Origin of the sequence: Cellulomonas sp. PSBB021 (assembly GCF_002240455.1) — a bacterium.
In the GTDB taxonomy this organism is placed as follows: domain Bacteria; phylum Actinomycetota; class Actinomycetes; order Actinomycetales; family Cellulomonadaceae; genus Cellulomonas; species Cellulomonas uda.
Map to the genome: position 1 here is coordinate 1,842,053 of NZ_CP021430.1, position 26,591 is coordinate 1,868,643.

General features: G+C 75.1%; 24 protein-coding genes, 1 tRNA gene and 2 pseudogenes. 17 read left to right on the forward strand and 10 right to left on the reverse strand.

Annotated elements, in window-relative coordinates; translation table 11 throughout:
• Positions 1-51: 51 nt before the first annotated feature.
• Both CBP52_RS08325 and CBP52_RS08330 read right to left on the reverse strand, forming a co-directional pair.
• Positions 52-4,344: a bifunctional nitrate reductase/sulfite reductase flavoprotein subunit alpha gene (locus tag CBP52_RS08325; protein WP_094180558.1), complete on the reverse strand. Its 4,293-nt coding sequence runs from the start codon at positions 4,342-4,344 to the stop codon at positions 52-54.
• Positions 4,345-4,357: 13 nt separating this feature from the next.
• Positions 4,358-5,773, reverse strand: coding sequence for an MFS transporter (locus CBP52_RS08330; protein ID WP_094180559.1), 1,416 nt, complete (start codon positions 5,771-5,773; stop codon positions 4,358-4,360).
• 270 nt (positions 5,774-6,043) lie between these two features.
• On the opposite strand from CBP52_RS08330, the gene nhaA reads away from it, so the two are divergent.
• On the forward strand, positions 6,044-7,522 hold the full coding sequence (gene nhaA, locus CBP52_RS08335; RefSeq protein WP_094182267.1) for a Na+/H+ antiporter NhaA: 1,479 nt from the start codon (positions 6,044-6,046) through the stop codon (positions 7,520-7,522).
• Here nhaA and CBP52_RS08340 read toward each other — a convergent pair.
• Complete coding sequence (locus tag CBP52_RS08340; RefSeq protein ID WP_232514719.1) at positions 7,495-8,301, reverse strand: SDR family oxidoreductase; 807 nt, start codon at positions 8,299-8,301, stop codon at positions 7,495-7,497. The two genes, nhaA and CBP52_RS08340, sit on opposite strands and share 28 nt — an antisense overlap.
• A 125-nt stretch (positions 8,302-8,426) precedes the next feature.
• Between CBP52_RS08340 and CBP52_RS08345 the strand changes: the two genes are divergently transcribed.
• The gene (locus CBP52_RS08345) at positions 8,427-8,945 is read left to right on the forward strand and encodes a thioredoxin domain-containing protein (RefSeq protein ID WP_232514720.1); all 519 of its coding nucleotides are present in this window, start codon (positions 8,427-8,429) and stop codon (positions 8,943-8,945) included.
• Between the two features lie 303 nt (positions 8,946-9,248).
• A complete protein-coding gene (locus CBP52_RS08350) occupies positions 9,249-10,229 on the forward strand; it encodes an AlkA N-terminal domain-containing protein (RefSeq protein ID WP_094180561.1) in 981 nt (326 codons plus the stop codon).
• On the opposite strand, the gene CBP52_RS08355 is transcribed toward CBP52_RS08350, so the two are convergent.
• Positions 10,162-10,599 carry a GNAT family N-acetyltransferase gene (locus CBP52_RS08355; protein WP_094180562.1) on the reverse strand — a complete coding sequence of 146 codons (438 nt, stop codon included), beginning with the start codon at positions 10,597-10,599 and terminating at the stop codon, positions 10,162-10,164. The two genes, CBP52_RS08350 and CBP52_RS08355, sit on opposite strands and share 68 nt — an antisense overlap.
• A gap of 574 nt (positions 10,600-11,173) precedes the next feature.
• Here CBP52_RS08355 and CBP52_RS08360 point away from each other — a divergent pair.
• The 7 genes and pseudogenes from CBP52_RS08360 to CBP52_RS08385 all read left to right on the forward strand — a co-directional run bounded on the left by CBP52_RS08360 (position 11,174) and on the right by CBP52_RS08385 (position 17,520).
• Positions 11,174-12,163: a DUF4349 domain-containing protein gene (locus CBP52_RS08360; protein WP_157732548.1), complete on the forward strand. Its 990-nt coding sequence runs from the start codon at positions 11,174-11,176 to the stop codon at positions 12,161-12,163.
• 59 nt (positions 12,164-12,222) lie between these two features.
• Complete coding sequence (locus tag CBP52_RS08365) at positions 12,223-13,815, forward strand: DUF2079 domain-containing protein (RefSeq protein ID WP_157732549.1); 1,593 nt, start codon at positions 12,223-12,225, stop codon at positions 13,813-13,815.
• A 169-nt stretch (positions 13,816-13,984) separates the two neighbouring features.
• Positions 13,985-14,368: pseudogene (locus tag CBP52_RS18690) on the forward strand (EamA family transporter); the annotation flags it as partial.
• Between the two features lie 63 nt (positions 14,369-14,431).
• Positions 14,432-14,902, forward strand: coding sequence for a DMT family transporter (locus CBP52_RS18695; protein ID WP_369826345.1), 471 nt, complete (start codon positions 14,432-14,434; stop codon positions 14,900-14,902).
• 25 nt (positions 14,903-14,927) lie between these two features.
• Positions 14,928-15,001, forward strand: a tRNA-Met gene (locus tag CBP52_RS08375).
• A 160-nt stretch (positions 15,002-15,161) separates the two neighbouring features.
• Complete coding sequence (locus CBP52_RS08380; RefSeq protein ID WP_094180565.1) at positions 15,162-16,097, forward strand: PaaX family transcriptional regulator C-terminal domain-containing protein; 936 nt, start codon at positions 15,162-15,164, stop codon at positions 16,095-16,097.
• Positions 16,098-16,275: 178 nt separating this feature from the next.
• Positions 16,276-17,520 carry a cellulose binding domain-containing protein gene (locus tag CBP52_RS08385; protein WP_094180566.1) on the forward strand — a complete coding sequence of 415 codons (1,245 nt, stop codon included), beginning with the start codon at positions 16,276-16,278 and terminating at the stop codon, positions 17,518-17,520.
• A gap of 126 nt (positions 17,521-17,646) precedes the next feature.
• Here the strand turns inward: CBP52_RS08385 and CBP52_RS08390 are convergent, their stop codons facing one another.
• Together CBP52_RS08390 and CBP52_RS08395 are read right to left on the reverse strand one after the other, a co-directional pair.
• Positions 17,647-18,240: a hypothetical protein gene (locus tag CBP52_RS08390; RefSeq protein ID WP_094180567.1), complete on the reverse strand. Its 594-nt coding sequence runs from the start codon at positions 18,238-18,240 to the stop codon at positions 17,647-17,649.
• Positions 18,241-18,255: 15 nt separating this feature from the next.
• Positions 18,256-19,398, reverse strand: a complete 1,143-nt coding sequence (locus CBP52_RS08395; protein ID WP_094180568.1) for a zinc-dependent alcohol dehydrogenase — start codon at positions 19,396-19,398, stop codon at positions 18,256-18,258.
• A gap of 238 nt (positions 19,399-19,636) precedes the next feature.
• On the opposite strand from CBP52_RS08395, the gene CBP52_RS08400 reads away from it, so the two are divergent.
• The 5 genes and pseudogenes from CBP52_RS08400 to CBP52_RS08410 all read left to right on the forward strand — a co-directional run bounded on the left by CBP52_RS08400 (position 19,637) and on the right by CBP52_RS08410 (position 22,937).
• Positions 19,637-20,698 (forward strand): iron-containing redox enzyme family protein, encoded by a 1,062-nt coding sequence (locus tag CBP52_RS08400; RefSeq protein WP_232514721.1) that lies wholly within the window; start codon positions 19,637-19,639, stop codon positions 20,696-20,698.
• A gap of 68 nt (positions 20,699-20,766) precedes the next feature.
• Entirely contained in the window at positions 20,767-20,943 is a 177-nt protein-coding gene (locus CBP52_RS18210) for a CDGSH iron-sulfur domain-containing protein (RefSeq protein ID WP_141318777.1), read from the forward strand.
• On the forward strand, positions 20,940-21,065 hold the full coding sequence (locus CBP52_RS18475) for a hypothetical protein (RefSeq protein WP_255407198.1): 126 nt from the start codon (positions 20,940-20,942) through the stop codon (positions 21,063-21,065). The genes CBP52_RS18210 and CBP52_RS18475 overlap by 4 nt, the downstream gene beginning before the upstream one ends.
• A pseudogene (locus CBP52_RS08405) lies at positions 21,038-21,805 on the forward strand (APC family permease); the annotation flags it as partial. The gene CBP52_RS18475 and the pseudogene CBP52_RS08405, both read left to right, overlap by 28 nt.
• Positions 21,806-21,929: 124 nt before the next feature.
• Positions 21,930-22,937 (forward strand): DUF808 domain-containing protein, encoded by a 1,008-nt coding sequence (locus CBP52_RS08410; protein WP_094180569.1) that lies wholly within the window; start codon positions 21,930-21,932, stop codon positions 22,935-22,937.
• Between the two features lie 3 nt (positions 22,938-22,940).
• Here the strand turns inward: CBP52_RS08410 and CBP52_RS08415 are convergent, their stop codons facing one another.
• Positions 22,941-23,666 (reverse strand): DUF72 domain-containing protein, encoded by a 726-nt coding sequence (locus CBP52_RS08415; RefSeq protein ID WP_094180570.1) that lies wholly within the window; start codon positions 23,664-23,666, stop codon positions 22,941-22,943.
• A 78-nt stretch (positions 23,667-23,744) separates the two neighbouring features.
• Positions 23,745-23,885, reverse strand: coding sequence for a hypothetical protein (locus tag CBP52_RS08420; protein ID WP_157732550.1), 141 nt, complete (start codon positions 23,883-23,885; stop codon positions 23,745-23,747).
• Positions 23,886-23,997: 112 nt separating this feature from the next.
• Here CBP52_RS08420 and CBP52_RS08425 point away from each other — a divergent pair, with 112 nt between their 5' ends.
• Both CBP52_RS08425 and CBP52_RS08430 read left to right on the forward strand, forming a co-directional pair.
• Positions 23,998-24,759 carry a histidine phosphatase family protein gene (locus CBP52_RS08425; protein WP_094180572.1) on the forward strand — a complete coding sequence of 254 codons (762 nt, stop codon included), beginning with the start codon at positions 23,998-24,000 and terminating at the stop codon, positions 24,757-24,759.
• A complete protein-coding gene (locus tag CBP52_RS08430) occupies positions 24,756-25,625 on the forward strand; it encodes an NAD(P)H-hydrate dehydratase (protein WP_094180573.1) in 870 nt (289 codons plus the stop codon). The genes CBP52_RS08425 and CBP52_RS08430 overlap by 4 nt, the downstream gene beginning before the upstream one ends.
• 24 nt (positions 25,626-25,649) lie before the next feature.
• On the opposite strand, the gene CBP52_RS08435 is transcribed toward CBP52_RS08430, so the two are convergent.
• The gene (locus CBP52_RS08435) at positions 25,650-26,234 is read right to left on the reverse strand and encodes an LLM class flavin-dependent oxidoreductase (protein WP_232514722.1); all 585 of its coding nucleotides are present in this window, start codon (positions 26,232-26,234) and stop codon (positions 25,650-25,652) included.
• Complete coding sequence (locus CBP52_RS08440) at positions 26,167-26,502, reverse strand: STAS domain-containing protein (protein WP_094180574.1); 336 nt, start codon at positions 26,500-26,502, stop codon at positions 26,167-26,169. The genes CBP52_RS08435 and CBP52_RS08440 overlap by 68 nt, the downstream gene beginning before the upstream one ends.
• Positions 26,503-26,591: the final 89 nt, after the last annotated feature.

Consider the following 26,591-nt stretch of genomic DNA (forward strand, 5'->3'; position numbering starts at 1 on the left):
CAGCGTGACCAAGCAGCGTCGCCGGGCAGGGTCACGGGGCAGACCGCGGGGTCAGTAGACGTCGCGCACGTACCGCCGCGTGGTGGTGAGGTCCTTGACGTAGGCGTCGGCCGCGTCGCGGGTGAGCCCGCCGTGCGCGACGACGACGTCCCGCAGCGCGGTGTCGACGTCCCTCGCCATGCGCGACGCGTCGCCGCACACGAACACGGACGCCCCGGACTCGAGCCACTCCCACACGCGTCCGCCGTGCTCGCGCATGCGGTCCTGCACGTAGACCTTGGCGCGCTGGTCGCGCGAGAACGCGGTGTCGAGGCGGTCGAGCCGACCGTCGGCGAGCATCGCGGACAGCTCGTCGCGGTAGTAGAAGTCGGTCGCGGCGTGCTGCTCGCCGAAGAACAACCAGTTGCGCCCGGTGTGACCGGCGGCCGCGCGGTCGGCGAGGAAGCCGACGAACGGCGCGACGCCCGTGCCGGGGCCGATCATGATCGCGGGGACGTCCGCGGCGGGCGGGTGGAAGTGGGCGCTGGCCTGCACGTGCACGGGGACGACGGTGCCGGTGGGCGCGTCGGCGAGGAACGTCGAGCACACCCCGCCGCGCGCGGCGCCGGACGGCGACGCGTACCGCACGACCGACATCGTGAGCGACACGGTGCGGGGCGTGACGCGAGGGCTCGAGGAGATCGAGTACTGCCGCGGCGCGAGGCGTCGCAGCGCGCCGACGAGCGCGGTCGCGGGGACGTCGGGTGCGAGCTCGGCGACCACGTCGACCGCCTGGCGGCACCAGGTCCAGCGCGCGAGGTCGGTGCCGCCGTCGGGCCGGAGCATGCGGCGCAGCTCGGGGCTGCCGCCGTGCTCCGCGACGACGGCGAGCAGGTCGCGTGAGACGCGCGTGATGTCGAGCTCGTCGGTGAGCGCGGCGCGCAGCGGGACGGCCCGGCCGTCCACGGCGACGAGCTGCTCGGGGTCCCACCCGGTGACGGCGAACCACTCGTCGACGAGTGCGGTCGCGTTCGTCGGACGGACGGCCAGCGCGTCGCCCGCCCGGTACGTGACCGCGCGCGGGCTGTCAGCCACGTCGAGGACGATCTCGCGGACCTCCTTGGCGGAGCCCGGCAGTGACAGCAGCCGGTTCCCTACGAGCCGCGCCGCGCCGGGGTCCTGCCGCGTCGCGGCCGCGGGGTCGCGCGGCGACGAGGCCGACGAGGCCGACGAGGCAGAGGAGCTCGAGGACGCGCCGGGCGCCGGGACGACGAGGGACGCGGACGACGCGATCCCGGTCGAGGGTGCGCCGCCCGCGGCAGGATCGGCCGTCGCGGGGACGAGGACGGCGAGCAGCGCGTCGAGCCACGCGTGCGCGCGGTCGTCCTCGCCGGGCTCGCACTCCCCGCGCTCGACGAGGCGCGTGGCGCCCAGCTCCGCGATCCGGTGGTCGAGGCGGCGCCCGTGCCCGCAGAACCGGTCGTAGCTCGAGTCCCCGAGCGCGAGCACCGCGAAGCGCGTGCCGTCGAGCCGCCGGGCGTCGGGCGCGGCGACCGCCTCCCAGAACGCGGTGCCGTTGTCGGGGGCGTCGCCGTCGCCGAACGTGCTGGTCACGAGCACCAGGTCCGCGTCGGTCGGCAGGTCGGCGGGCGGGCAGTCGTCCATCGCGACGCACCGCACCGCGAGCCCCGCACCCGTGACCCGCTCGGTGACGAGCGCGGCCAGCTCCTCGGCGTTCCCGGTCTGCGAGGCCCACAGCACGACGACCTGCCGCGCGCGCACACCGGGCGCCTCGCCCGCAGCGCGCGACGCGCGGGCCGGGTGCGGCTCGGGCGTGCGGGAGAACAGGCCGGCGAGCAGGCCGTCGACCCACAGCGCCTGGTCGGGCGCCAGCGGTGCGGACGTCGGGAGCACGGGTGTGCCGGGTGCGCCCCCGCCGAGACCCGCGAGGAAGCCCGCGAGGTAGCGCCGCTCGTCGGCCCCGAGCGGCGGCGGCTCGAGGCCGTCGAGCCCGAGCGCGGCGCCGAGCGCCCGGATCGCGACCGCGCCCGGGGTCAGCCCGCCGCGGCTCGTCGTGCCCGGTCCCGGCGCGAGGGGGCCCGCCGTCTCGTCGTGCTCACGCACGTCGGTCGCACCGTCCGCACGGTCGGGGCCACCGGTCGGGCCGGCGACGGGGGTGACCGCGACCGCGCAGACCTTGAGCTCGGGCTGGAACGACAGCGGGTCGACGGCGTCGGACGTCACGGCGTTCACGGCCAGGTACTCCCCGAACAGGTCGTTCCAGTGGAAGGGCGCGAACAGCGAGCCCGGGCGCACGCGGTCGGTCACCACGGCGGGCAGCACCGCGCGCCCCCGCCGCGACGCGACCTCGAGGGACGCGCCGTCGACGACGCCGAGCGCGGCCGCGTCGTCGGGATGGACCTCGACGAACGGGCCGGGCGCCAGGCGGTTGAGCTTGGCGACCTTGCCGGTCTTGGTCAGCGTGTGCCACTGGTGCTGCACACGCCCGGTGTTGAGCACGTACGGGTAGTCGTCGTCGGGCAGCTCCGCGGCGGGCAGGTGCGGCCGTGCGTGGAACTGCGCGCGGCCGTCGGCCGTGGCGAACCGCAGCCGCGGTCGCGTGCCGTCCTCGCGCACGAGCTCCGGCTGGCTGACGCCGTCGTTGAGGTACCGGATCGGGTTGCGGCGCGGGCCGTCCGGCGCGACCGGCCACTGCACGGGGCCGCCGCGCAGCCGCTCGTAGGTCGCGCCGCGCAGGTCGTACCCCGTGCGGGGGTTGGCGAACGCGCGCAGCTCGTCGAACACCTCCTGCGAGGTCGTGAAGTCGAAGCCGTCGTAGCCCATCGCCTGCGCGACGCGTGCGATCAGCAGCCAGTCCGGCAGGGCGTCGCCCGGCGGCCGCAGCGCGGCGCGGGCGAGCGTCAGGGTGCGCTCGGAGCTGATCATCACGCCGTCGGACTCCGACCACAGCGCCCCGGGCAGGACCACGTCCGCGTACGCGTTGGTCTCGGTGTCGGCGAACGCGTCCTGCGTGACGACGAGCTCGGCACGCTCGAGCCCCTCGATCACGGTGCGCCGGTTGCCGACCGACGCGACGGGGTTGGTGCAGATGACCCAGCACGCCGCGATCTCGCCGGCGGCCATCCGCTCGTACATGTCCACCGTGCCGCGGCCGGTCGACTCGGCGCGGATGGTGCCCGGCTCAAGCCCCCACACCTCCTCGACGAACGCGCGGTCCGCCGCGTCGAGCACCGAGCGCTGGCCCGGCAGGCCCGGGCCCATGTAGCCCATCTCGCGGCCGCCCATCGCGTTGGGCTGCCCGGTGAGCGAGAACGGCCCCGACCCGGTCCGGCAGATCGCGCCGGTCGCGAGGTGCAGGTTGACCAGCGCGTTCGTGTTCCACGTCCCGTGCGTGGACTGGTTGAGCCCCATCGTCCAGCACGACACCCAGCTCCCGGCGGCGGCGATCAGCTCCGCCGCGGCCCGCAGGTCCGCCGCCGGCACGCCCGTGAGCCGCTCCACCTCGTCGGCCGGGTAGTCCTCGAGCATCGCCTCGACCGCGTCCCAGCCGGCGGTGTGCTCCGCGACGAACTGCTCGTCGAGACCGCCCGCCTCGACGACGAGCCGCAGCAACCCGTTCAGCAGCGCCAGGTCCGTCCCGGGCCTGACCTGCAGGAACAGGTCCGCCTTGTCGGCGGTCGCGGTGCGCCGCGGGTCGACGACGATGAGCTTGGCGCCCGCCTTGACACGGTCCAGGAGCCGCAGGAACAGGATCGGGTGGCAGTCGGCCATGTTCGCGCCGATGACGAGGAACACGTCCGCGTGGTCGAGGTCGTCGTACGAGCCGGGCGGGCCGTCCGAGCCGAGCGACAGCTTGTACCCCGTGCCCGCCGACGCCATGCACAGCCGCGAGTTCGACTCGATCCACTGCGTGCGCACGTACCCCTTCGCGAGCTTGTTCGCGAGGTACTGCGCCTCGAGGCTCATCTGCCCCGACACGTAGAACGCCACCGCGTCCGGTCCCCGCGTGTCGATCACCTCGCGCAGCCGACGCGCGACGAGCGCGACCGCCTCGTCGAGGTCCGCACGCTCGGGCTCGGCCCCCCGCTCCGCGCGGACGAGCGCGTGCGTCGCGCGACCGCCCGCGGCCAGCATGTCGGCGCTCGTCGCGCCCTTGGTGCACAGGCGACCGGCGTTCGCGGGGTGCGCCTTGTCGCCTCGCGCGCCGCGCGCGACCCGGCGGCCCTCGTCGTCGCACGCGACGTCGAGGACGATCCCGCAGCCGACGCCGCAGTAGGAGCACACCGTCGCCACCTGCTCGAGCGACGGCGTGCTCCCCTGGACCTGCGTGGTGGTGGTCGTCATCGGCTCTCGCGGCTCAGATGACCGTGTCGCCGAAGGCCGACCCGCGGCGCGAGTACACCGCCCACGTCACGAACGCCATGACCGCGTACAGGCTGACGATCACCCACAGCGCCGCCTGGATGTTCCCCGTGAGCGACGTCGAGACCGCGAACCCGCGCGGGATGAGGAACCCGCCGAACGCCCCGACCGCACCCGCGATGCCGAGGCACCCCGCCGCCGCGCGCGCCCGCCGGACCCGGTCCTCGGCGTCGGTCGCGCCGTGCCGGAACACGGCCGGGATCATGCGGTACACCGAGCCGTTGCCCGCACCCGTCGCGACGAACAGCACCAGGAACGACGCGAGGAACGCGCCGAAGCTGTGCGACCGCAGGGCGAAGATCGCGCTGACCACGCCCGCGGCCATCACCGCGAACGCGGCGATCGTGACCCGCGCCCCGCCGAGCCGGTCCGCCAGGATGCCGCCGAGCGGCCGGGCGACGGACCCGACGAGGGCCCCGAGGAACGCGACCGTCGCCGTGACCTCCGGGAACGTCCCCTTGAGCAGCGTCGGGAACGCGCCCGAGAAGCCGATGAACGAGCCGAACGTGCCGATGTAGATGAACGAGATGACCCAGGTGTGCCGGGCGCGTGCCGCCACGCCGTACGAGCGCGGGTCGGACTTCGCGTGCGACAGGTTGTCCATCCACCGCCACGCGAGGACGGCGGCCAGGATCGCGAGCGGCACGAACATCAGGCCGGCCCGCTCGAGCGACAGCGCCGCGCCCGCGCCGATCACCAGCGGCACGGCGAGCTGCACCGCCGCGGTGCCCACGTTGCCGCCCGCCGCGTTGAGACCCAGCGCGCGACCCTTCTCCTTCTCCGGGTAGAAGAACGAGATGTTGGCCATCGACGACGCGAAGTTGCCGCCGCCCACACCCGCGAGCGCCGCGACGCCCAGCAGCACGCCGAACGACGTGCCCGGCTCCTGCACGACGACCGCGAGGCTGATCGTCGGGATCAGCAGGAGCAGCGCGGACACGATGGTCCAGTTGCGGCCCCCGAACAGCGGCACCGCGAACGTGTACGGGATGCGCAGCGTCGCGCCGACGAGGCTGGGCAGCGCGATGAGCCAGAACATCTGGTCCACGCTCAGGTCGAAGCCCGCGGCCGGGAGCTGCGGGACGACGATGCTCCACAGCGCCCACACGGCGAAGCCGAGGAACTCCGCGAAGATCGACAGCGCGAGGTTGCGGCGGGCGATCGCGCGGCCGACCGCGCTCCACTGCGCCTCGTCCTGCGGGTCCCAGCCATCGATCCACCGGCCGCGGCGGTGGACGAGCGGTGCGCCCGCGAGGGCCGTGGGGGACGTGCCGGACGTGCTGGACGACGTGCTGGACGACGAGGGGGACGACGAGGGCGACTCGTCGACGGTCGCGAGCGGCTGCGCCATGGGGGCCTCCGGGGCTCGGGTGGGGCTCGGACGTCCCCGACGCTAGGAATCGGATGTTTCGTCGCCCGACGCGGCGCTGTTGCGTCCCGGGAACCTTTCGCGCACACGTGCGCGGCGCCAGGCGTGAGAAGTAGCGGGCGGTGCACCTGCCGGGCCGCCGCGCCCGGCACCCGGCAGGTGCGTCGCGTCGGCGCCCTGGCGTACGTTCACCGCTATGACTGCGGCCGCCACCGCCCCGCGCTGCACCGCCCGACGCACCCCGGGCCGCGCGTGACCAGCGCACCGCCGCGCGGCGGCGTCGGTCCCGCGCTGCGCGTGCGGGTGCCGTCGCTGTCCCCGTCCGTGCTGGACTTCCTGCGCACCGAGGCCGCGTCGGCGCTCGCGCTGCTCGCCGCGACCGTCGTCGCGCTCGTCTGGGTCAACTCGCCGTGGTCGGCCGCGTACGACGCGCTGTGGGACACCACCGCGGGCCTGCACCTGGGCTCGTGGTCGCTCGACCTGTCGCTGCACGCCTGGGTGAACGACGCCGCGATGGCCGTGTTCTTCACCGTCGTCGGTCTCGAGATCGCCCGCGAGGCCACGCGGGGCGAGCTGCGTGACCGGCGCACCGTCGCCGTCCCCGCGCTCGGGGCGCTCGGCGGGCTCGTCGTGCCCGTGCTGCTGTACCTCGCGCTCACCGCCGGCACCGACGTGGCGCACGGGTGGGGCGTCGTGATGTCGACCGACACGGCGTTCCTCGTCGGCGTGCTCGCGCTGTTCGGACCCGCGTGCCCGGACCGGCTGCGGCTGTTCCTGCTGACGCTCGCGATCGTCGACGACATCGGAGCCATCACGGCGATGGCCGTGTTCTACACCGACGACGTCGACCTGGTGGCGCTGGCCGTGGCGGGCGCGCTCGTCGTCGTCATGCTGGTCCTGCGCTGGGTGCGCGTGTGGCGGCTGCTCCCCTACGCGCTGTGCGGGGTCGCGCTGTGGGTCGCCGTGCACGCGTCCGGCGTCCACGCGACGCTCGCCGGCGTCGCGGTCGGGCTCGTCGTCCCCGCCACCGCCGCCCGCCGCGAGGACGTCCAGGCCGTCAAGGGCTACGCGCGCGACCTCGTCGAGGAGACCACGGCGGAGCGCGAGCACCTGACCGAGCTCGCGTCGCGTGCCGCGGTCCCGGCGAGCGACCGGCTGCAGCGCATGCTGCACCCGTGGAGCGCGTTCGTCGTCGTCCCGCTGTTCGGGCTCGCCAACGCCGGCGTGCGGCTGGACACCGAGTCGCTCGCCGACGCGGCGCGCTCGCGTCTCACGCTCGCGATCATGGTCGGCCTCGTCGTCGGCAACGCGGTCGGCATCACCGGCGCCGCGACGCTCGCGATCCGCCTGGGGCTCGGTGACCTGCCCGGCCGCGTGCGCTGGGGTCACCTCATGGGCGGCGCGGTGCTGGCCGGCATCGGGTTCACGATCTCGCTGTTCATCGCCGAGCTCGCGTTCGACGACGAGCAGCACCTCGCCGAGGCGAAGACCGGAATCCTCGCGGGCTCGCTGGTCGCGGCCGTCGTCGGCTCGGTGCTGCTGCGCTGGCTCGGCGAACGCCTTCCGCTGTGCTCCCCGCCGTCCGACCCCCCACCGGCGCTCCCCCCGCTCCCCTGGCGCGCCCCGGGCGCGCACGACCCGGCGGACCCCGGCGCGACGACGGACGCGGCGGACGACGCCGGGGCGCAGCAGTGCCTGCCCGGTCAGGCCAGCGGGTCGTCCGGGCCGTAGGCGGGCACGCGCAGGCGGCGCGTGTCGGTGTCCGCGATGCGGTCCGCGGCCGCCAGCAGGGAGGCGACCGTGTCCGCACCCGCGCGGACGAACCGGCCCGAGAGCGCGTCGAGCTCGCCGTCGCCGAACGCCCGCACCAGCGCGACCACGTCGTCGAGCGACGTCCACCGCGTGCGGTCCGCGTGCACGGGCATGGCGGCCGTCATGTCGGTCGCGACGACCCCCGGCGCCAGGTCGAGCGTGCGGATGCCGCGGTCGCGGTACTGCGCGTCGAGCAGCGTGGTGAGACGCGCGAGCGCGCCCTTCGAGATGCCGTAGCCCGTGTAGGCGCCCGCCGTGCTGTAGCCCGAGCCCGAGTTGACCTGCAGCAGGCGTCCCTCACCGCGCGCGAGCATCGCGGGCAGCACGGCGTGCGCGACGAGCATCGGCCCCCGCACGTTCGTCTCGACCACGCGCCACGCGTCCTCGACCTCGTCCGAGACGAAGTCCGTCTCCGCGCGCTCGATCACGCCCGCGTTGTTCACGACGAGACCGATCCCGCCCAGACCGTCCTCGACCCGCGCGACCGCGTCGGCGACCTGCGTCGGGTCGACGAGGTCGGCCGCGGCGACCACGACCCGCACCTGCGGGCTGCGTCCCGCGACGAGGGCCGCCACCTCGTCGAGATGCGCGCGCGTGCGCCCGACGAGCGCCACGTCGTACCCCGCAGCCGCCAGGCCGAGCGCGATGCCCCGCCCGATCCCGCGTCCTGCACCTGTCACCAGAGCCGTCCGAGTCACGCTCCCACCCTGCCACCTCACGCTCGGTGCGCCCTGCCGGGACAGCCGGAGGGGGCGGCCCGGTCCTGGCGCGCGCAGTGCCCGTCCCGGTGCGCGTGCGGCGCCGGCGGGCCTAGGTTGACCTCGTGCCGTCTGACGCCGCCGCGCAGTCCCCCGGATCCGTGCGCCACGTGTACGGGTCGCCCGACGCGCGCGTGACGGTCGTGGAGTTCGGGGACCTCGAGTGCCCGCACTGCCGCGCCGCCGCTCCCGTGCTGCGCACGCTCGTCGACGCGTCCGACGGCGCGGTGCGTCTGGTCTGGCGGCACTTCCCGCTGTTCGAGGTGCACCCGCACGCGCTCACCGCGGCCCTCGCGGCCGAGGCGTTCGGTGCGCACGGTCGTTTCTGGGAGCTCCACGACGCGGCGTTCGCGCACCAGGACCACCTCGCCGACCCGGACCTGCGGCGCTACGCCGTCGAGGCGGGCATCGACCCCGACGAGGTCGTCGGCCAGGCCGCGCAGCGCTGGGCGCCCGCGGTCGAGGCGGACTACCTCGACGGTCTGTCGCACGGCGTCGCGGGGACGCCCACGCTGCTCGTCGACGGCGAGCCCTACCGCGGCCCGCTCACCCTCCCGGCCCTCCGCGCCGCCACCGCCCCCTGACCACCCGGACCACCCCCCTCCCGTCCCACCCCGCCGCCCCCAACGACCCGCCGACCCCGCCCTTCCTCCGGCAATCCGGCCCCTGAGCCGGAGCAACGACGGGCTCGCGGGACGGGCCGCCGACGAGACCGTCGTTGCTCCGGGAGTGCGGGGGCGGAGCCGGAGCAAGCGCGGGGTCGCGGGACGGGACGTCGACGAGACCGTCGTTGCGCCGGGAGTGCGGGGGCGGAGCCGGAGCAAGCGCGGGGTCGGGAGGGGCGGAGCGGCGGTGGTGTGGGGAGAGCCCGTTAGGTTGGCCGGGTGATGCGGGGCGCGGTGGTGGTGCGGGTGCCGTTCGACGCGCGGGCGATGCTCGCCTACCTCGCGGTGCACCTCGTCCCGGGCGTCGAACGCCTCGAGCTCGACGGGGTGGTCGACGAGGTGGTCGGCGCGGACGCGGGGACGCCGAGCAGCGGCCGCGTGGAGCGGCTCGTGCGCGCCGCGGACGGGTCGGTCGTCCGGCTGGTGGTGCGGCTCGCGCCGGACGAGGTCGTCGCGGAGGCCCACCCGGCGTCGGGGGTCGGACCGGGGCTGACGTCCGACGAGGTCGAGAACCTGCTCGCACGGTGGTTCGGGCTCGACGACGACGTCGCGGCGGCCGGCGAGCACCTGCGGCACGACGACGTGCTGGCCCCGCTCGTCACGGCGCGCCCGCACCTGCGCGTGCCGGGGCACGTCGACGGGTTCGAGGTCGCGGCGCAGACGGTCCTGGGCCAGCAGGTCTCGCTCGCCGCGGCGCGGACGTTCACGGGCCGGCTCGCGGAGGCGCTGGGCACACCGGGTCCTGACGGCCTGACGCTCTTCCCGCCCGCGGACGTGGTCGCCGCCGCGGACGCCGACGAGCTGCGCGGCGTGCTCCGCGTCCCGGCCACCCGGGCGCGCACGCTCGTCGCGGTCGCCCGCGCGTGCGCCGACGGCGTCGACCTGTCGCCCGGTGCCGACGCGCCCGCGGTGCGCGAGCGGTTGCTCGCGTTGCCGGGCGTCGGGCCGTGGACGGTCGACTACCTGGCCCTGCGGGCCCTGGGCGCGCGGGACGCGTTCCCCGCGGGCGACCTGGTGCTGCGCCAGGCGTTCGCACTCGCACCGGCCGCGGAGCTCGGACGACGCGCCGCGCGATGGTCACCGTGGCGGGCGTTCGCGGCGCAGCACGTGTGGTCCGCGGCTCAGCTCGCGCGCCTCACGCGGGCAGCAGCCACTTCTCCAGCTCGAGGTCGCCCGTCGCGGACGGCGCGTCCACGGGCGTGAACCACCGCTCACGCAGGAGCGCGAGCGCGTCGGTCCGGGACTGCTCGACGACGACGTGCAGACGCGAGAAGCCGGCGCGGGCGGCGCTGGCCTCGAGCTCGACGAGCGCGCGACGCACGTGCTCGCGGCGGCGCCGACCCGGCAGGACCCACACGCCGGTGACGTGCGCGACGCGCGCGCCGTCCCCCGCGGGTGCGGGCAGCGCGGCGCTCCGTCCGCGGTAGGACCCGCCGGCGACGGCGACGTTGCGGTCGAACACGACGACCACGTCGTCCGCGGTGCGCGCGTCGTCGTCCTCGTCGACGACGAAGGTCGGGTCGTCGCCGACGAGCGACGTGGGGGTGACGGGAAGGTCCAGGACCTGGGACACGGGGACTCCTCGGCGACGCGGGTCGCTGTGGTGGGACGTTCGGGTGGCGCCGCGGGCGGCACGCGCGGTGAGGCGGTGCTGCGCCCGGCGGGCGGGGTGCGTCGCGGTCGACGGGTCACGCGGCTCTCGTCGGGACCGTGCGGTCCGTGAGCGCGCGCTGCGCGGGCACGAGCACGCGGGGTGCGAGCGGACCGGACGGTCGACGCTCGCCTCGCCCCGGCTCGGCGGGTGAGGTCAGTGGCGACAGCAACAGCCGCGCGGATATCGCACGGCGGTCGTCGCCGGGCGCATTCGCATGGCCTCACGGATGAGCGCGCACGAGGCCGACGTCGCGGGCTCGACCCGGCGTCCGTCCATCGTGCACACCTCCGACACGGGCACGTCCGACCCGTTCGACGCGACGGTACGTCCCGTTCTCACGCCGGTCAACCACGTTCGGGGACGGTCTCACTGTGCGGTGACGCGGGCTTCTTGCAGGCGGTCCGACGACGATCCGGCGTCGGGCTCGTCACGATTGCGGCACATCCTCGGCGAACCTGCTCGCACGCGTCGGCCGGTCCCTAGCGTCGGTGGCATGACGACGAGCCTGCTGCGCCTGCGGACCCCACGACCTGCCCGGCGACCGGCCGGTGCGCTCCTCGGGCTGCTCGTCGCGGGGGTGCTGCTGGCGGGGTGCTCGCAGGACGCGGACTCCGCCGTGTCCCCGGCCGGCGACGCGGTCGGCGGTGCGGTCGACGGCTCGGCGGCCCACGCGGACGAGGGCGGATCGGGGCAGAACGCCGGCGGGGAGGCCGCCGCACGGGACGACGCGCGGATGGTCGTGCAGACCGGGTCGGTGCACGTCGAGGCGGAGGACCCGATCGCCGCGGCGCGCGCGGTCGCCGACGACGTCGACCGCCGCGGCGGCCGGGTGGAGTCACGCTCGGAGTCGGCCGCGAGCGCGGACGGGACCGCGACCGCGGTGCTCGTCGTGCGGGTGCCGGCGAGCTCGGTGACGGCGACGATCGAGGAGCTGGGCAGGATCGGCGAGGTCACCGCGGTCGACCTGCAGGCCGACGACGTCACGAGCACGGCGCAGGACCTCGACGCCCGCATCCACGCGCTCGAGCTCTCGGTGCAGCGCATGGAGGCGCTCATGTCGGCGGCGGGCACCACCAAGGACCTGCTCGAGGCCGAGTCCGCGCTCTCGGAGCGGCAGGCCGAGCTCGAGAGCCTGCAGTCGCAGCGCGCGCGGCTGGCGGACCAGGTCGCGTTGTCGACCATCGAGGTGGTGGTGTCCGGTCCGGGCGTCCTGCCGGTGCAGACCCAGGAGGAGGACGGCACGTTCCTCACGGGCCTCGCGTCGGGCTGGGAGGCGCTCGTGACGACGGTCGGCGTGGTCATGGTGGTCCTCGGCGCGCTGCTGCCGTGGCTCGCGTCGGCAGGGGTCGTGGCGCTCGTCGTGATGGCGGTCCGGCGCCGTCGCCGCCCCGCACCGGCTGAGCCGGCGGCGCCCGAGCCCGTGGCCGTCGGCGCGCGGTCCGGGTCCGACGAGGGTGGCGTCCGCCCCGGCGACGACGGCTGACGGACGCCCGATCGGCGGCATTCGCGCCGCGTGACGGCCGAGCCTGCCATGATGCCCCGGTGGCTGTGACGGACGACGCGACGAAGACGCCTGACCCGGCACCCGCATCGGCGGAGCCGGACCAGGGTGCCGAGGTCGACCCCACCGAGGCGCCGGCTCCCGAGAGCGGGACCTGGAAGGACGAGGCGCCCGGCTCCTCGACCGTCGCCGTCCCGGTCCCCGTCGCGAGCGAGCCGCTGGCTCCCGAGCCGGCGCGAGGCGTCGCCGCGTGGGCCGGGCCGCTGGTCGTCGCGCTGCTCGCCGCCGCCACGTACGTCCTGTACTCGGTGCTGCAGTGGCGGCGGTTCGAGTCGCCGTCGTGGGACCTGGGGATCTTCACGCAGCTCGCGCGCCGGTACGCGCACCTCGAGGCGCCGGTCGTGACGATCAAGGGCGACGGGTTCAACCTGCTCGGCGACCACTTCCACCCGCTGCTGGTGCTGCTCGGCGTCCCGTACCGGATCGCACCCTCGGCGCTCACCCTGCTCGTCGTGCAGGGGCTGCTGTTCGCGTTCTCGGTGTACGTCGTCGGACGTGAAGCGGTCCGCGTGCTCGGCGCGCTGCAGGGCACGTCCGTCGCCGCGGCGTACGCGGTGAGCTTCGGCCTGGTCGGGGCGGTCGCGGCGCAGTTCCACGAGATCGCGTTCGCCGTCCCGCTCCTCGCGCTGGCGCTGGTCGCGTTCCTGCGCGAGCGATGGTGGGCGGCGGCCCTGTGGGCGGCGCCGCTCGTGCTGGTCAAGGAGGACCTGGGCCTGACGGTCGCGGCGCTCGGCGCGGTGATGTGGTGGCGGACGCGGCGCCGCACGGACGTGCGCGAGCCGCTGCTCGGCGCGTGGCTCGCACTGTGGGGGCTCGCCTGGGTCGTCCTGTCGACGACCGTGCTGCTGCCCGCGCTCAACACCAAGGACCAGTACGACTACGGCTCGCGGATCGACTTCGCCGCGATCGTCACGCACCCCTGGACGGCGGTCACGCTGCTCGTCGACGACGGCTCGAAGATCGTCACGCTGCTCATGCTCGTCGCGGTCACCGGCTTCGTCGGGCTGCGCTCGCCGGTGCTGCTCATCGCGGTGCCGACGATCATGTGGCGGTTCTACGCGGACATCGACTACTACTACGGCCACACGTGGCACTACTCCGCGGTGCTCATGCCGATCGCGTTCGCGGCGCTGCTCGACGGCGTCCTGCTCGCGCGGCGCTCACCACGCGGCTGGCTGCGGCGCTACTCGCTGGCCGCCGCACCCGTGGCGGTCGTCGTCGCGGCGATGCTCGTGCCGCAGCTCGACGTCGCGCGCCTCGGCCGGCCCGACGACCTGTGGGCCCCGTCGTCGCGCGCGGTCGAGGCCCGCGGGCTGCTCGACCTGATCCCCGAGGGGTCGGTGGTGGAGACCGACATCGGCCTCATGTCGTACCTCGTCGACCACAACGACGTGTTCTACGTCGGCAACGCCGACAACCCGGCGCCGGACTTCCTGGTCATCGACCAGCAGGGCGGCGGGTGGAACCCCGCGCCGTCGGACATCGCGCAGTACGCGGCGGACCGGCACCCGGGTACGACGTGGCAGGTCGTCTACGACGCGGGCGGGTACCAGCTCGCGAAGCGCACGGGCTGAGGCAGGCGCGCGCACCCGCGCGCCGCGCGGTCATGTCGACATCCGCTTGCCTCACGGGGGTCACCGGGCGGATCGTCGTCCCGTGAGCCAGCCCCCCGTGCCCGCGGTCACCGCGCACGCGCCCGGCGACACCCCCGTGCGGCCGGCCCGTGCCGCCCGGGGCGTGGTGGTGAAGTACCTCGCGCTCGCGCTCATCTGGGGCTCGAGCTTCCTGCTCATCAAGGTCGCGCTCGAGGGTCTCGCGCCGGTGCAGGTCGCGCTCGCGCGCACGGTCCTCGGCGCGCTCGCACTCGTCGTCGTCGCCCTGGCCACACGCTCCTCCTGGCCCCGCGACCCGCGCACGTGAGGCCACCTCGTCGCGCTCGGTCTGCTGCTGTGCGTGCTGCCGTTCATCGCGTTCGCGTGGGCCGGGCAGCACCTCGCGTCCGGTCTGTCGTCGATCTTCAACGCGACCACCCCGCTCATGACCGCCGCGGCCGCCGCGGCGCTCCTGCCCACCGAGCGGCTCACCGCCCGGCAGCGCGTCGGGCTCGCGCTCGGCATCGTCGGCGTCGTCGTGATCGTCGGGCCCTGGACCTACGTGTCCGACCTGGCCGCGAGCGCACCCGTCGCCGCGGTGCTCGCGTGCCTCGGCGCGACCGCGTGCTACGGCCTGGGCATGACGTACCTGCGCCGCTTCGTCACTCCCCTGCACCTGCCCGCACCGACCGTCGCGGCCGGCCAGGTGGGCAGCGCGGCGGTCGTCATGCTGCTGCTCGCACCCGTCGTGGCGCGCGAGCCCGTGACGCTCTCCACGTCGGTGGTGCTGAGCGTCGTCGCGCTCGGCGTGCTCGGCACCGGGATCGCGTACGTGTGGAACACGCAGGTCGTGGCTGCGTGGGGCGCGCAGCGCGCCTCGACCGTCACCTACCTCACGCCCGTCGTCGGCGTCGCGCTCGGCATGGCGGTGCTCGGCGAGCACCTCGCGTGGCACGAGCCGGTGGGCGGCGTCCTGGTGGTCGTCGGGGTCGTCGTCGCGCAGGGCGCGGTGCGGCTCGGGCCGCTCCCGTGGCGCGGGTCACGTCGGGACGATTTGGCCGCTCGGTAGGTCTGTCGTAAGGTTGTCGAGCCGACGCGGGGTGGAGCAGCTCGGTAGCTCGCTGGGCTCATAACCCAGAGGTCGCAGGTTCAAATCCTGCCCCCGCTACAAGAACCCGAAGGCCCTTGCGCTCAGACGAGCGCAAGGGCCTTCGGCATGTCCGGGCGTCGACCGTGACACCCTCCGCCGGCGGTCAGCGTCGGGATGCCGGGCGGGGCAGATGCCCGCGTCGTCACCGCGCTCGGCTGCTCGGGCCTAGGGTCGTCGCATGGCGAGCCGCGCCGACGACGACCTCGACGCCCCTCGGGCCCGGACGGGCCCCAACCCGCAGCACCTGCTGGCGACCCTCCTGGGCGAGTACCTCGACTCCGCCGACGCGCCGCTGCCGCCGGCTGCGCTCGACGCGGTGCTCGCGGAGTTCGGGTTCAGCGCCTCGAGCGCCCGGGCGGCGCTGAACCGACTGGCCCGGCGCGGGCTCGTCGAGGCGCGCGGACGCGGCCGGGCGACCGTGTACCACCTCACTACCGCGTCGATCGCGCGGCAGACCACGATGCACCGCTTCCTCGCGTACGGGACCCGCACCGCCGCACCCGACGACCGCTGGTCCGCCGTCTCGTACTCCTTGCCGGAGTCACGCCACGCGGAGCGGCACGCGGTCCGCAAGGTGCTGACCTCGGCAGGGTTCGCGCGGCTGTACGACAGCGTGTGGATCAGCCCGGAGGGGGTCCGCGAGGAGGTCCTCGCCGCGTTGCGGGACGTGCTCGGCGGCGTCGACGCGGCGCGCTGGTCGGTCATGCGGGTGCGGTTCGAGGACGTCGCGGGCACGCAGGGCCCGGCGGACGCGTACGACCTCGCGGGCGTGGCGCAGGAGTTCCGCGCGTTCCTCGCGGCGCACACCCCGGTGCTGCACGCCGTGCGCGCGGGTGCGGTCGACGACGCCGGTGCGCTGGTCGCCCGGACACGCCTCATGGACCAGTGGCGCTCGCTCGTCCTGCGACACCCGGACCTGCCGGCCGACGTCGTCCCTGCCGACTGGCCCGTGCAAGCGGCCCGGGACCTGTTCGTCGAGGTGCACACGGCGCTCGGGCCCGGGGCACGACGACGCCTCGTCGAGGTCGCGGCGCCGTCCTGGCCCGACGCGACCCGGTGGGTCACGTACTTCGTCGCCGCCACCGACCCCGCGCAGCCGCCGCGCCGCGGGTGACGACTGGTTGCGGGTGACGACTGGCTGCGGGTGACGACTGGTTGCGGGTGAGGACTGGCCGAATCGTTTCCGCGACGCCGGACCACCGCACAAGTACTCGACAGTTTTCGTCACTCCCGCGACGGTTGATGCACACGAACGCATCGGTGCGTCCGCGCACCTCCGAGGGAGGACTCCCATGAGACGACGACTGCTCACCCGCGCGGGCCTGACCGCCGCGCTCGCCCTCGGCGCGCTGGGCGCAGGGCTCGCACCGGCGGCCGCGGCGCCGGGCGGGTCCGGCCCCTACCCGGCCGACTACTCGACCGCCGGCTCGCTGCCGAGCCACACCATCTACCGCCCCGTGAACCTCCCCGCCGAGCGCCTGCCCATCGTGGTCTGGGGCAACGGCGGGTGCTCCGGCAACGGCACCTCGCAGGTCAACTTCCTGCGGGAGATCGCCTCGCACGGGTTCCTCGTCATCGCCAACGGCTCCCCCAACGGCGGGGGCAGCACCACCTCGACGATGCTCACGCAGTCGATCGACTGGGCGTTCGCCGAGAACAGCCGTGCGGGCAGCGCGCTGGCCGGGCGCATCGACACGAGCGAGGTCGCGGTCGCGGGCTTCTCGTGCGGCGGTCTCGAGGCGTACGCGGTCGCCGGCGACCCGCGGGTCACGACGACCGCGATCTTCTCCAGCGGCCTGCTCAACGACGGCGACGACTGGCAGCTGCGCCGTCTCGACGACCCGATCGCGTACTTCATCGGCGGACCCGGCGACATCGCCTATCCCAACGCGATCGACGACTGGGGCAAGTTGCCGGCGGGCCTGCCCGCCTTCATGGGCAACCTGCCCGTCGGTCACGGCGGCACGTACGACCAGTACAACGGTGGCGAGTTCGCGCGGGTCGGCACGCTCTGGTTCACGTGGCAGCTCAAGGGCGACGCCCAGGCCGGACGCGCGTTCGTCGGGCAGAGCTGCGGCCTGTGCGGCGGGCAGTGGGACGTCCGGCAGAAGAACCTCGTCCTGACGGACCCGACGCCGACCCCCACACCCACACCGACTCCCACGCCCACACCGACTCCCACGCCGACGCCCTCCCCCACGCCGACCCCGACGCCGACGCCTGACCGGACCGACGACCCGGTGGGCGGCGCGTGCACCGCGACGTACACGGTCGCGAGCCAGTGGGGCGAGGGCTTCGTCGCGAACATCGACGTGACCGCCGGGTCCGCGCTGAACGGGTGGGTGGTGCAGGTGCGGCTGCCCAACGGTGCGGCCGTCGCGGGCTCGTGGAGCAGCGCGCAGTCCGGCACCACCGGCACCGTGACCTTCGGCAACGCACCGTGGAACGGCACGCTGCGTCAGGGCGAGCGCACGAGCTTCGGGTTCCAGGGCACCGGGTCCGGCGCCGGGGCGACGGTGACGTGCCGGGCCGCATGATCGGCCGCTGACCGCGCGGGGGGCACGGGCGCGGCGTCGACGTCAGGCGGCGGCCGGGTCGGGGTCCACCTCGGGCGCGTCGTGCGGGGCGAGCCGGTCGACGAGCGCGCGCCGGGTCACGCCGGGTCAACGGCGGCGGACCACCGCCCGCACCGCCACCACCGCGGCCAGCCCGGCCGCGACCCACGGGCCGGCGACGACCAGGACGTCGAGCGGCTGGTGCCGCACGTCCACCCTCCCCCGTCGCGACGCGACCGGGTGCCGGTGCGCCTCCGAGAGGACCCCGGTCTCGGTGAGGGGGTCGTCGGACCGGGTGCTCGCGAGCGAGCGCCAGTGCGCCGCGGTCGACTCGACGCGGTCCGCCGCGATGAGCAGCAGCCAGTGCGCGGCCCGGCCCTCGCTGAACCGTTCGTACGAGTAGCGGCGGATCGCCCCCGCGACGCCCGTCAGCGGCTGCGCGGTCCCGAACACGGGTGTGAGCTCCAGGTGCTCGAGCGACCGCTCACGCGGGGACGTCTGCTCCTGCCGCTCGGGGAAGTCCCAGCGCGCACGCGGCAGGTCGGTGCGCTCGCGCGGGTACGAGGGCCGGTCGGCCGGGTCGAGATCGGCACCCCACCCGGGGATGCGGGCGCGCAGCTCGTCGGGGGTCTCGCGCAGCGGAGGGCGGTCGGCGGTGTACGGGGCGTGGGTCGGCGTCGCGTCGTCGGCGGGGGTCGTCATCGGTGTCACCTCTCCTCAGGCGGGCACGACGAGCGGCTTGATGCACCCGTCGAGCTTCGCGGACATCACGTGGTAGGCCTCGGCGATGTGCTCGAGCGGGAACCGGTGCGTCACGATGTCCGACGGCGTGAGGTACCCGTTGCGGACGTGCTCGAGCAGCCGCGGCCACTGCCGCTTCACCGGGGCCTGGTTGGTGCGGATCGTCAGCCCCTTGTTCATCGCGTCGCCGAACTTCACGGCGGAGAAGAGCGGCCCGTAGGCGCCCATGACGGACACCGTGCCGCCCTTGCGCACGGCGTCGATCGCCCAGTTCAGGGCGACCGGGGAGCCGCCCTGGAGCTTGAGCTTGGCGGCCGTCACGTGCTGGACCAGGTTGCCGTCCGCCTCGGCGCCCACGGCCTCGATGACGCGGTCGGCGCCCAGGCCGTCGGTCGCCTTCTTGAGCTCGACGACGATGTCGTCGTGCTCCGCGTAGCTGCGCGTCTCCGCGTACGCGAACTCGCGGGCCTTCGCCAGCCGGTGCTCGAGCTGGTCGACGACGATCACGCGGCCCGCCCCCATGAGCCACGCGGACCGCGCAGCGAACAGCCCCACGGGCCCGGCGCCCAGCACGACGACGGTGTCGCCCTCGGCGATGTCCGCCAGCTGCGCGCCGAAGTACCCGGTGGCGAGCGCGTCCGTCATCAGGACGGCGTCCTCGTCGGGCAGCCAGTCGGGGACCGGCGAGGGGCCCACGTCGGCGAACGGGACCCGCACGTACTGGGCCTGGCCGCCGTCGTAGCCGCCGGTCGTGTGCGAGTACCCGTAGATGCCGCCGACCGCCGTCGCGTTCGGGTTCACGTTGTGGCAGTTCGAGTACAGGCCGCGCGCGCAGAAGAAGCACGAGCCGCAGAAGATGTTGAACGGCACCATGACCCGGTCGCCGACGCGCAGGTTCTCGACCGACGGACCGACCTGCTCGACGACCCCGACGAACTCGTGCCCGAACGTGTGACCCACCCGCGTGTCCGGCATCATCCCGTGGTAGAGGTGCAGGTCGGAGCCGCAGATCGCGGCGCACGTCACCCGCACGACCGCGTCGTTGGGGTGCTCGACGCGCGGTTCGTCCTTGTCCTCGACGCGGACCTTGTACGGACCGCGGTAGACCATGGCGCGCATGGGCGTCCTCCTGGAGGTCGGTGGTCTCCAGGGTGGGCACGCCATCGTCCGTCCCGCATCCGGGGCCGCGATCCGCGGGGGCGCACGTCCCCGGAGGCGGCCTCGCCGGGGCCGTGGCAGCCTGTCCAGGTGCTGATGTGGACGACGGGTCGGACCTCGGGTCGAGGCGTGCCGACGGGACCCGCGACGGACGGGACGAGCGCCGGCGAGGCGCCCCCGTCGGCGGCCGAGGGCAGCGATGACGACGGTCACGGTCGGCGCCGCGCGAGGCGCCATGCGAGTACCCGGGCCCCGGGGGCCGCTGAGCGCACGCGTGCTGCCCGTGCTCGCGGCAGCACCCGACGCGGTTCCCGACGACGACCGCGCCGCCCTCCTCGTCGCCGCTCGGGAGGCGGTGGCGTCCACCACCGACCTGCTGCGCGACGACGACGTCCAGCTGACGCTGTTCGTCCTGTACGAGCTGCACTACCGCGGCCTCGCCGGCGTGGACGACCGGTGGGAGTGGGACCCGGACCTGCTGCGCGCCCGCGCCGTGCTGGAGGACGCGTTCGAGCGGGTCCTACGCGATCGCGTCGAGACCCCCACGGGCGTCCCGGCCGACCGGCGCGCGGTCGCGGACGCCCTGTTCGCGATGACGGCGCCCGGTCCCGGGCCGAGCCTCGCGCGCTTCGTCGGACGGCGTGCGACGCGCGACCAGCTCGACGAGTTCCTGGTGCACCGATCGGTCTACCAGCTCAAGGAGGCCGACCCTCACACGTGGGCGATCCCGCGCCTCGAGGGTGGTGCCAAGGCGGCGCTCGTCGAGATCCAGGCGGACGAGTACGGCGGCGGCGCACCCGAGCGCATGCACTGCGAGCTGTTCGCGGTCGCGATGCGCGGCGCGGGGCTCGACGCGACCTTCGGGGCGTTCGTCGACCAGGTCCCGGCGGTCACGCTCGCCTCCGTCAACGCGATGTCGCTGCTGGGCCTGCACCGGCGTCTGCGTGGTGCGATCACCGGCCACCTGGCCGCGTTCGAGATGACGAGCTCGCTGCCCAACCGCCTGTACGGCGACGGGTTCCGGCGCCACGGGCTCGGCCCCGACACGACCTGGTACTTCGACGAGCACGTCGAGGCCGACGCGGTCCACGAGCAGATCGCGGGCCGCGACCTCGCGGGCGGGCTGGCCGAGCAGGAGCCCGCGCTCGTGCCGGACATCCTGTTCGGCGCCGCGGTCTGCCTGTACCTCGACGAGCTCGTCGCGGCGCACGTGCTCGACGCGTGGGAGCACGGCCGGTCCTCGCTGCGGGAGGCGGCGTGACGACGACGCAGCCCGCTCCCCCGCCCGAGGGCACCGCACCCCGGCCGGACCGTTTCGCACCGCCGCGGATCGTCGCGTGCCCCGACGGCCCGATCCTCGTGCGCGGCGACGTCGAGATCGTCGACGACGAGGGCCGTCCGCTGCCGCGGCGGCGGCGCACCGTCGCGCTGTGCCGCTGCGGCAGCTCCGCGATCGCGCCCTACTGCGACGGCACGCACAAGGCGATCGGCTTCACCACCTCATGACCACCGCACCCGCGACGGACGAGCGTCCGACCCGTCTGCGGCGCGCCGTGACCGGCCCGTTGCTGTTCCTGTTCATCCTGGGCGACGTGCTGGGGCCGCCGCGACGCTGGGCGGCGCCCTGATCGCGTTCTACTCCTTCGTCGGGTTCGAGACCTCGGCGAACATCGCCGAGGAGGTGCGCGACGTGCGGCGCGTGTACCCGCGCGCCTTGTTCGGCGCGCTCGCCACCGCGGGCGTCGTGTACCTGCTCGTCGGTCTCGTCGCACCCTCGGCGGTCCCGCCCCGGCAGCTCCAGGAGTCCAGCGGGCCGCTGCTCGAGGTCGTCGAGGCGGCCGGCGGCGTGCCGCTCGAGGTGTTCTCCGTGATCGCGCTGGTCGCGGTGGCCAACGGCGCGCTGCTCACCATGATCATGTCGAGCCGGCTCGCGTACGGGATGGCCGACGAGGGTCTGCTGCCGCCGGTGTTCGCACGCGTCCTGCCGGGGCGCCGCACGCCCGTCGTCGCGATCGTCGCGACGACGGCGGTCGCGATGGTGCTGACCGCCACGGGCTCGCTCGTCGACCTCGCGTCCACGGTCGTCCTCCTGCTCCTGCTCGTGTTCCTGAGCACGAACGTCGCGGTGCTCGTGCTGCGTCGCGACCACGTGGGGCACGACCACTTCCGCGCCTGGACCGCGCTGCCGGTGCTCGCCGCGGCGACGTGTCTCGGGCTGCTCACCCAGCAGCAGGCGCGGCACTGGCTGCTCGCGGGCGTCCTGCTCGCGCTCGGCGTCGTCCTGTACGCCCTCGCGCGGTGGTCCGCCCGCCGCGGCACCCCGGCCGCCGAGCCCGAGCCGGCGCGCACCGGCGCGCCCGACGCGTGAGGCGGCCGGTCCCCACCCGTCCGCCGCGCCCTCGCCCGCCGGGCGTGTGGACGTGACGCACCGTCAGGGCGTCCTGCTGGCAGGATGCGGCATACCCCGGTAGGCACGACGACGAAGGCGGCTCATGGCAGGCGGACTGGCAGCACTGCTCGACGACATCGCGGCGCTCGCGAAGCTCGCCGCGGCGTCGGTCGACGACGTCGGCGCGGCCGCCGGGCGCGCGAGCGCCAAGGCCGCGGGCGTCGTCATCGACGACACCGCGGTCACCCCGCGCTACGTCACGGGCGTCTCGCCGCAGCGCGAGCTGCCGATCATCTGGCGGATCGCGCGGGGCTCGCTGCGCAACAAGCTGCTGTTCATCCTCCCCGCGGCGCTGCTGCTCAGCCAGTTCCTGCCCTGGCTGCTCACCCCGATCCTCATGGTCGGCGGGACGTACCTCGCGTTCGAGGGCGCCGAGAAGCTGTGGGAGGCCGTGACCGGGCACGGTGGCAAGGAGGTCCCCGTCGCCGCGGAGGAGGACGGCGCGGCCGCCGAGAAGCGGCTCATCGGCGCCGCCATCCGCACCGACTTCATCCTGTCCGCCGAGATCATGGTCATCTCCCTCAACGAGGTGGCCGACGAGGGGCTGGCCTTGCGCGCCGCGATCCTGGTGGTCGTCGCGCTGCTCATGACGGTTCTCGTGTACGGCGTGGTCGCGGTCATCGTGAAGATGGACGACGTCGGGCTGCGGCTCGCGCAGACGCGGTTCGGTGCGAGCGCCGCGCTCGGGCGCGGGCTCGTCGCCGCGATGCCGAAGGTCCTCTCGGTGCTGTCCGTCGTCGGCGTGGTCGCGATGCTCTGGGTGGGTGGGCACATCCTGCTCTCGGGCGTCGACGAGCTCGGCTGGCACTGGCCGCACGACGTGGTGCACCACCTCGAGGAGGCCGTGCACGGCGTCGCGGGGGTGGGCGGGGTCCTCACCTGGCTGGTCGGCACGCTCGTCGCGGCGCTCGTCGGCGTCGTCGTGGGCGCGGTCGTCGTCGGCGTGATGCACCTGGTGCACCACGTGCGGGGCGGTCACGACGAAGCGCACGACGAGGCGGCGCACGGCAAGGGCGCGCACGACGAGGACGACGCGGCCCCCGCGCCCTGACGCTCAGCGCAGCAGGTCACGCAGCGTGCGCGCGTTGCGCACCGCGTTCCCGCCGCCGTCGTTGTTGAAGTACGCGAGCACGTCGTGCCCGCCGCGCTGCCACTCGCGCACCCGCTGGGCCCACCAGCCGAGGTCCTCGTCGGAGTACGAGCCCGCGTACAGGTGATGGTGATCGGGACCGTGCAGCCGCACGTAGACGAGCGGCGCAGTCGCGCGGAGCACGCACGGCAGCCCCGCCCCGCTCAGCACCACGTACGCGGCGCGGCGCCGCGCGAGCAGGTCGAACACCTCGTCGACCTGCCAGCTCGGGTGCCGCAGCTCGACGGCGACGTCCACCCACGGCGGGACGCGCGCGAGGAACCAGTCCAGCCGGGCGTCGTCACGCTCCTGGTCGGGGCGCAGCTGGACGAGGAGCGCACCGCGCCGGCCCCGCAGCTCGTGCAGCCCGCGCTCGACCCGCCCGAGCCACGCCTCGGGGCCGTACAGCCGACGCGCGTGCGTGAGCCCGCGGGGCGCCTTGACCGTCATCCGGAAGCCCTCGGGCAGGCGGCGCCGCCACGAGGCGAAGGCCGCGTCCCGAGGCCACCGGTAGAAGCTCGCGTTGAGCTCGACGGTCTCGAACTCCTGCAGGTAGCGCGCGAGCCGGTGCTCGGGCGGCATCCCGGGCGGGTACAGCACGTCGGTCCAGTGGTCGTACGACCACCCCGACGTCCCGACGGCGACGCTCATCCGCCCTCCCGGACACGCCCGCGCGGGCCGGCGCAGCCGCCGGTCCGCGCGAGGGACTTCCGCAGGTCCGTGCGACCGCTACTGCTCGCCGCCCTCCGCCGGGTCCTGGGAGTGCTCACGCTCGTCCGTCCCCGCATCGCCCTGCGTGCCCGGCTCACCGGGTTCCGGCGCACCCTCGGCGGGCTCCACCGGGTGCTCTCGCTCCTGCGGCTGCGACATCTCGATCTCCTCTCGTGCGGTCCCCTCGATCGTGCGCGACCGCCCGGCGCACGGCATCTCGAACCCGCCCGCTCCTCGTGCGGGCCGCGCGCCCGGGTGCGAACGTGGACCGGTGCGCACGTCACCCGAGACGCAGGCCTCCCCCGCTCCCGCCGACTCCCGCCCGCTCGTCGTGCACGCCGTGCGGCACGGGGAGAGCGCCGGGAACGTCGCGGCGCGCGACGCGGACCGCCGCGGGCTGGACCGCCTCGAGCTCGAGCACCGGGACGCGGACACCCCGCTGTCACCGCTCGGCGCGCAGCAGGCGGCGGCGCTCGGGGTCGCGCTGCGTGACCTCGACCCCGACGAGCGTCCGGTCGCCGTGTGGTCCTCGCCGTACGTGCGCGCGCGGCAGACCGCGCGGCTCGCGCTCGAGCGCGCCGGCCTCGACCTGCCCGTGCGGACGGACGACCGCCTGCGGGACCGCGAGCTCGGCGTGCTCGACCGGCTCACGCGCCGGGGCGTCGAGCGCCTGCACCCCGACGAGGCGGCGGCGCGCCGGCACCTCGGCAAGCTCTACCACCGGCCGGCGGGCGGCGAGTCGTGGCTCGACGTCGCGCTGCGCCTGCGGTCCTGGGTCACGGACGTGCGCGACGAGGAGGGCCCGCTGCTCGTCGTGACGCACGACGCGGTCGTCGTCCTGCTGCGCTACGTCCTCGAGCGGCTCGACGAGGAGGGCGTCATGGAGCTCGTGCGTGAGCACGGCGTACGCAACGCGTCGCTCACGACGCTCGTGCGCCGCGGCGGCGTCTGGAGCGCGGAGCGGTTCGACGACGTGGCGCACCTGCGCGACGTCGGAGCGCCCGTCACCGAGCACGCGGGAGAGGTGCGATGAGCGGGTCGACCACCCCGATCGACGGCACGCTGCTGGCGGGGATGCCGCTCCCGGCGGCGACCGGCAGCAAGGACACGCGCGGGCGCGTCGTCGTGGTCGGTGGAGCCCGCGCGACGGTGGGCGCGGCCCTGCTCGCGGGGATCGCGACGCTGCGGGTGGGCGCGGGGCGGCTCACGCTCGTCGTCGACGAGGCCGCGGCGACGCCCGCGGCGGTCGCGGTGCTCGAGGCCGGCGTGCTCACCTGGTCGCAGGACGAGGGCTGCGACCACGAGGCGCTCGACGAGCTCGCGGGCGCCGACGCGGTGCTCGTCGGGCCGGGACTGGCGGACCCCGAGCACTCGCTGCGCCTGCTGCGTCAGGTCGTCGAGACGGCAGCGCCGCGCGTGCCGCTGCTGCTCGACGCGTTCGCGCTCGGAGTGCTCGCCGACGCACCGGACCTCCAGGACCGCGTGCGCGGCCGCGCGGTGCTGACGCCCAACGGGGCCGAGCTCGACCGGCTGCTCGGCGAGGACCGACCGGACGACGAGCGCGAGGCGGCCGCTCGCCTCGCGGCCCGGCTGGACGCGGTCGTCGTCGCCGCGAGCGCCGTCGCGGACCCCGCAGGCGACGTCCGGGCCGGGGACGCCACGACGCCGGGGCTCGGGACGTCGGGCAGCGGCGACGTGCTCGCGGGCGCCGTCGCGGGTCTCCTGGCCGCGGGGCTCCCGCGGGTCGACGCGGCGGTGTGGGGCGTCGCGCTGCACACCGGGGCGGGTGCGCGGCTCGCGCACGAGCAGGGTGCCGCGGGCTACCTCGCACGCGAGGTGGCCGACGCCCTGCCCGCGGTCCGCCGGCACCTCGCCGCGGTCGCGCACGCGCACCGCTGACGGCGCGCCGCTACCGACGCGTCGTCAGGGCGCAGCCGCGCGCAGCCGCTCGAGCAACAGGCCGGCCGCCTCGTCGAGGAACCGCTGCTGGCCCTCGTCGCCCACCTGGACCACGGCCACGTCCGTGAAGCCGGCGGGCCGCGCCTGCGCCCAGCCCGCCACGAGCTCGGCGGACGGCTCGACCGCGACCAAGTGGTCCGCGAGCGGAGCGAACCGCGACACCGACTGGTCGCCGGAGACCGCGACCCCGATCTGCACGGGCTGGTCCGGCACGTCCCACACCCGCGCGGAGTCGACACGGAAGTGCGCCCCCTCCCACGTGGTGCGCTCGCCCGTGAGCAGCGCGCGGATCACCGTGACCGCCTCCTCGAGCATGTCGTGCCGCTCTCCGACCGCGGGCCACCGCTGCCCGACGACGTGCTCGTCGAGGTTCTCGCCCGCGCCGAGGTTCAGCAGGAACCGCCCCTGCGACAGCACGCCGAGCGTCGCGGCCTTCTGCGCGACGACCGCCGGGTGGTACCGCAGCGTCGGGGGCCGCGCGTCAGCCCAGGTCGACGAGCCGGTCGACGCCCGTGATCTCGAGCACCGCCAGCGGCGCTCCCGACGCACCCCGCAGCCGCAGCCGGTCCGGGCGCAGGTACGGCGCGATCCCGACGACGAGACTCAGCACGGCGGAGTCGATGAACGTCGCCTCGGACAGGTCGATCTCCCGCACGCCCTTGCTCGCGAGCACCCGGCCCACCCCGGCCTGGTCCACCCCGAGCCGGACGCAGAACCCGTCCACGGTCGAGAAGTCCACGTCACCCGAGACCCGCAGGATCGGGGGCACGCCCGGCTCCAGGTCGATCCGACCCGGCAGGCGATATCGCACGGTCATGGCGTCCTCCGCGGTCCCCCGCGTCGGGCGGGGACGTACCAAGGCACACCGTCACATGTCGCGGCGCCGCGCGCATCCGGACCGAGGTC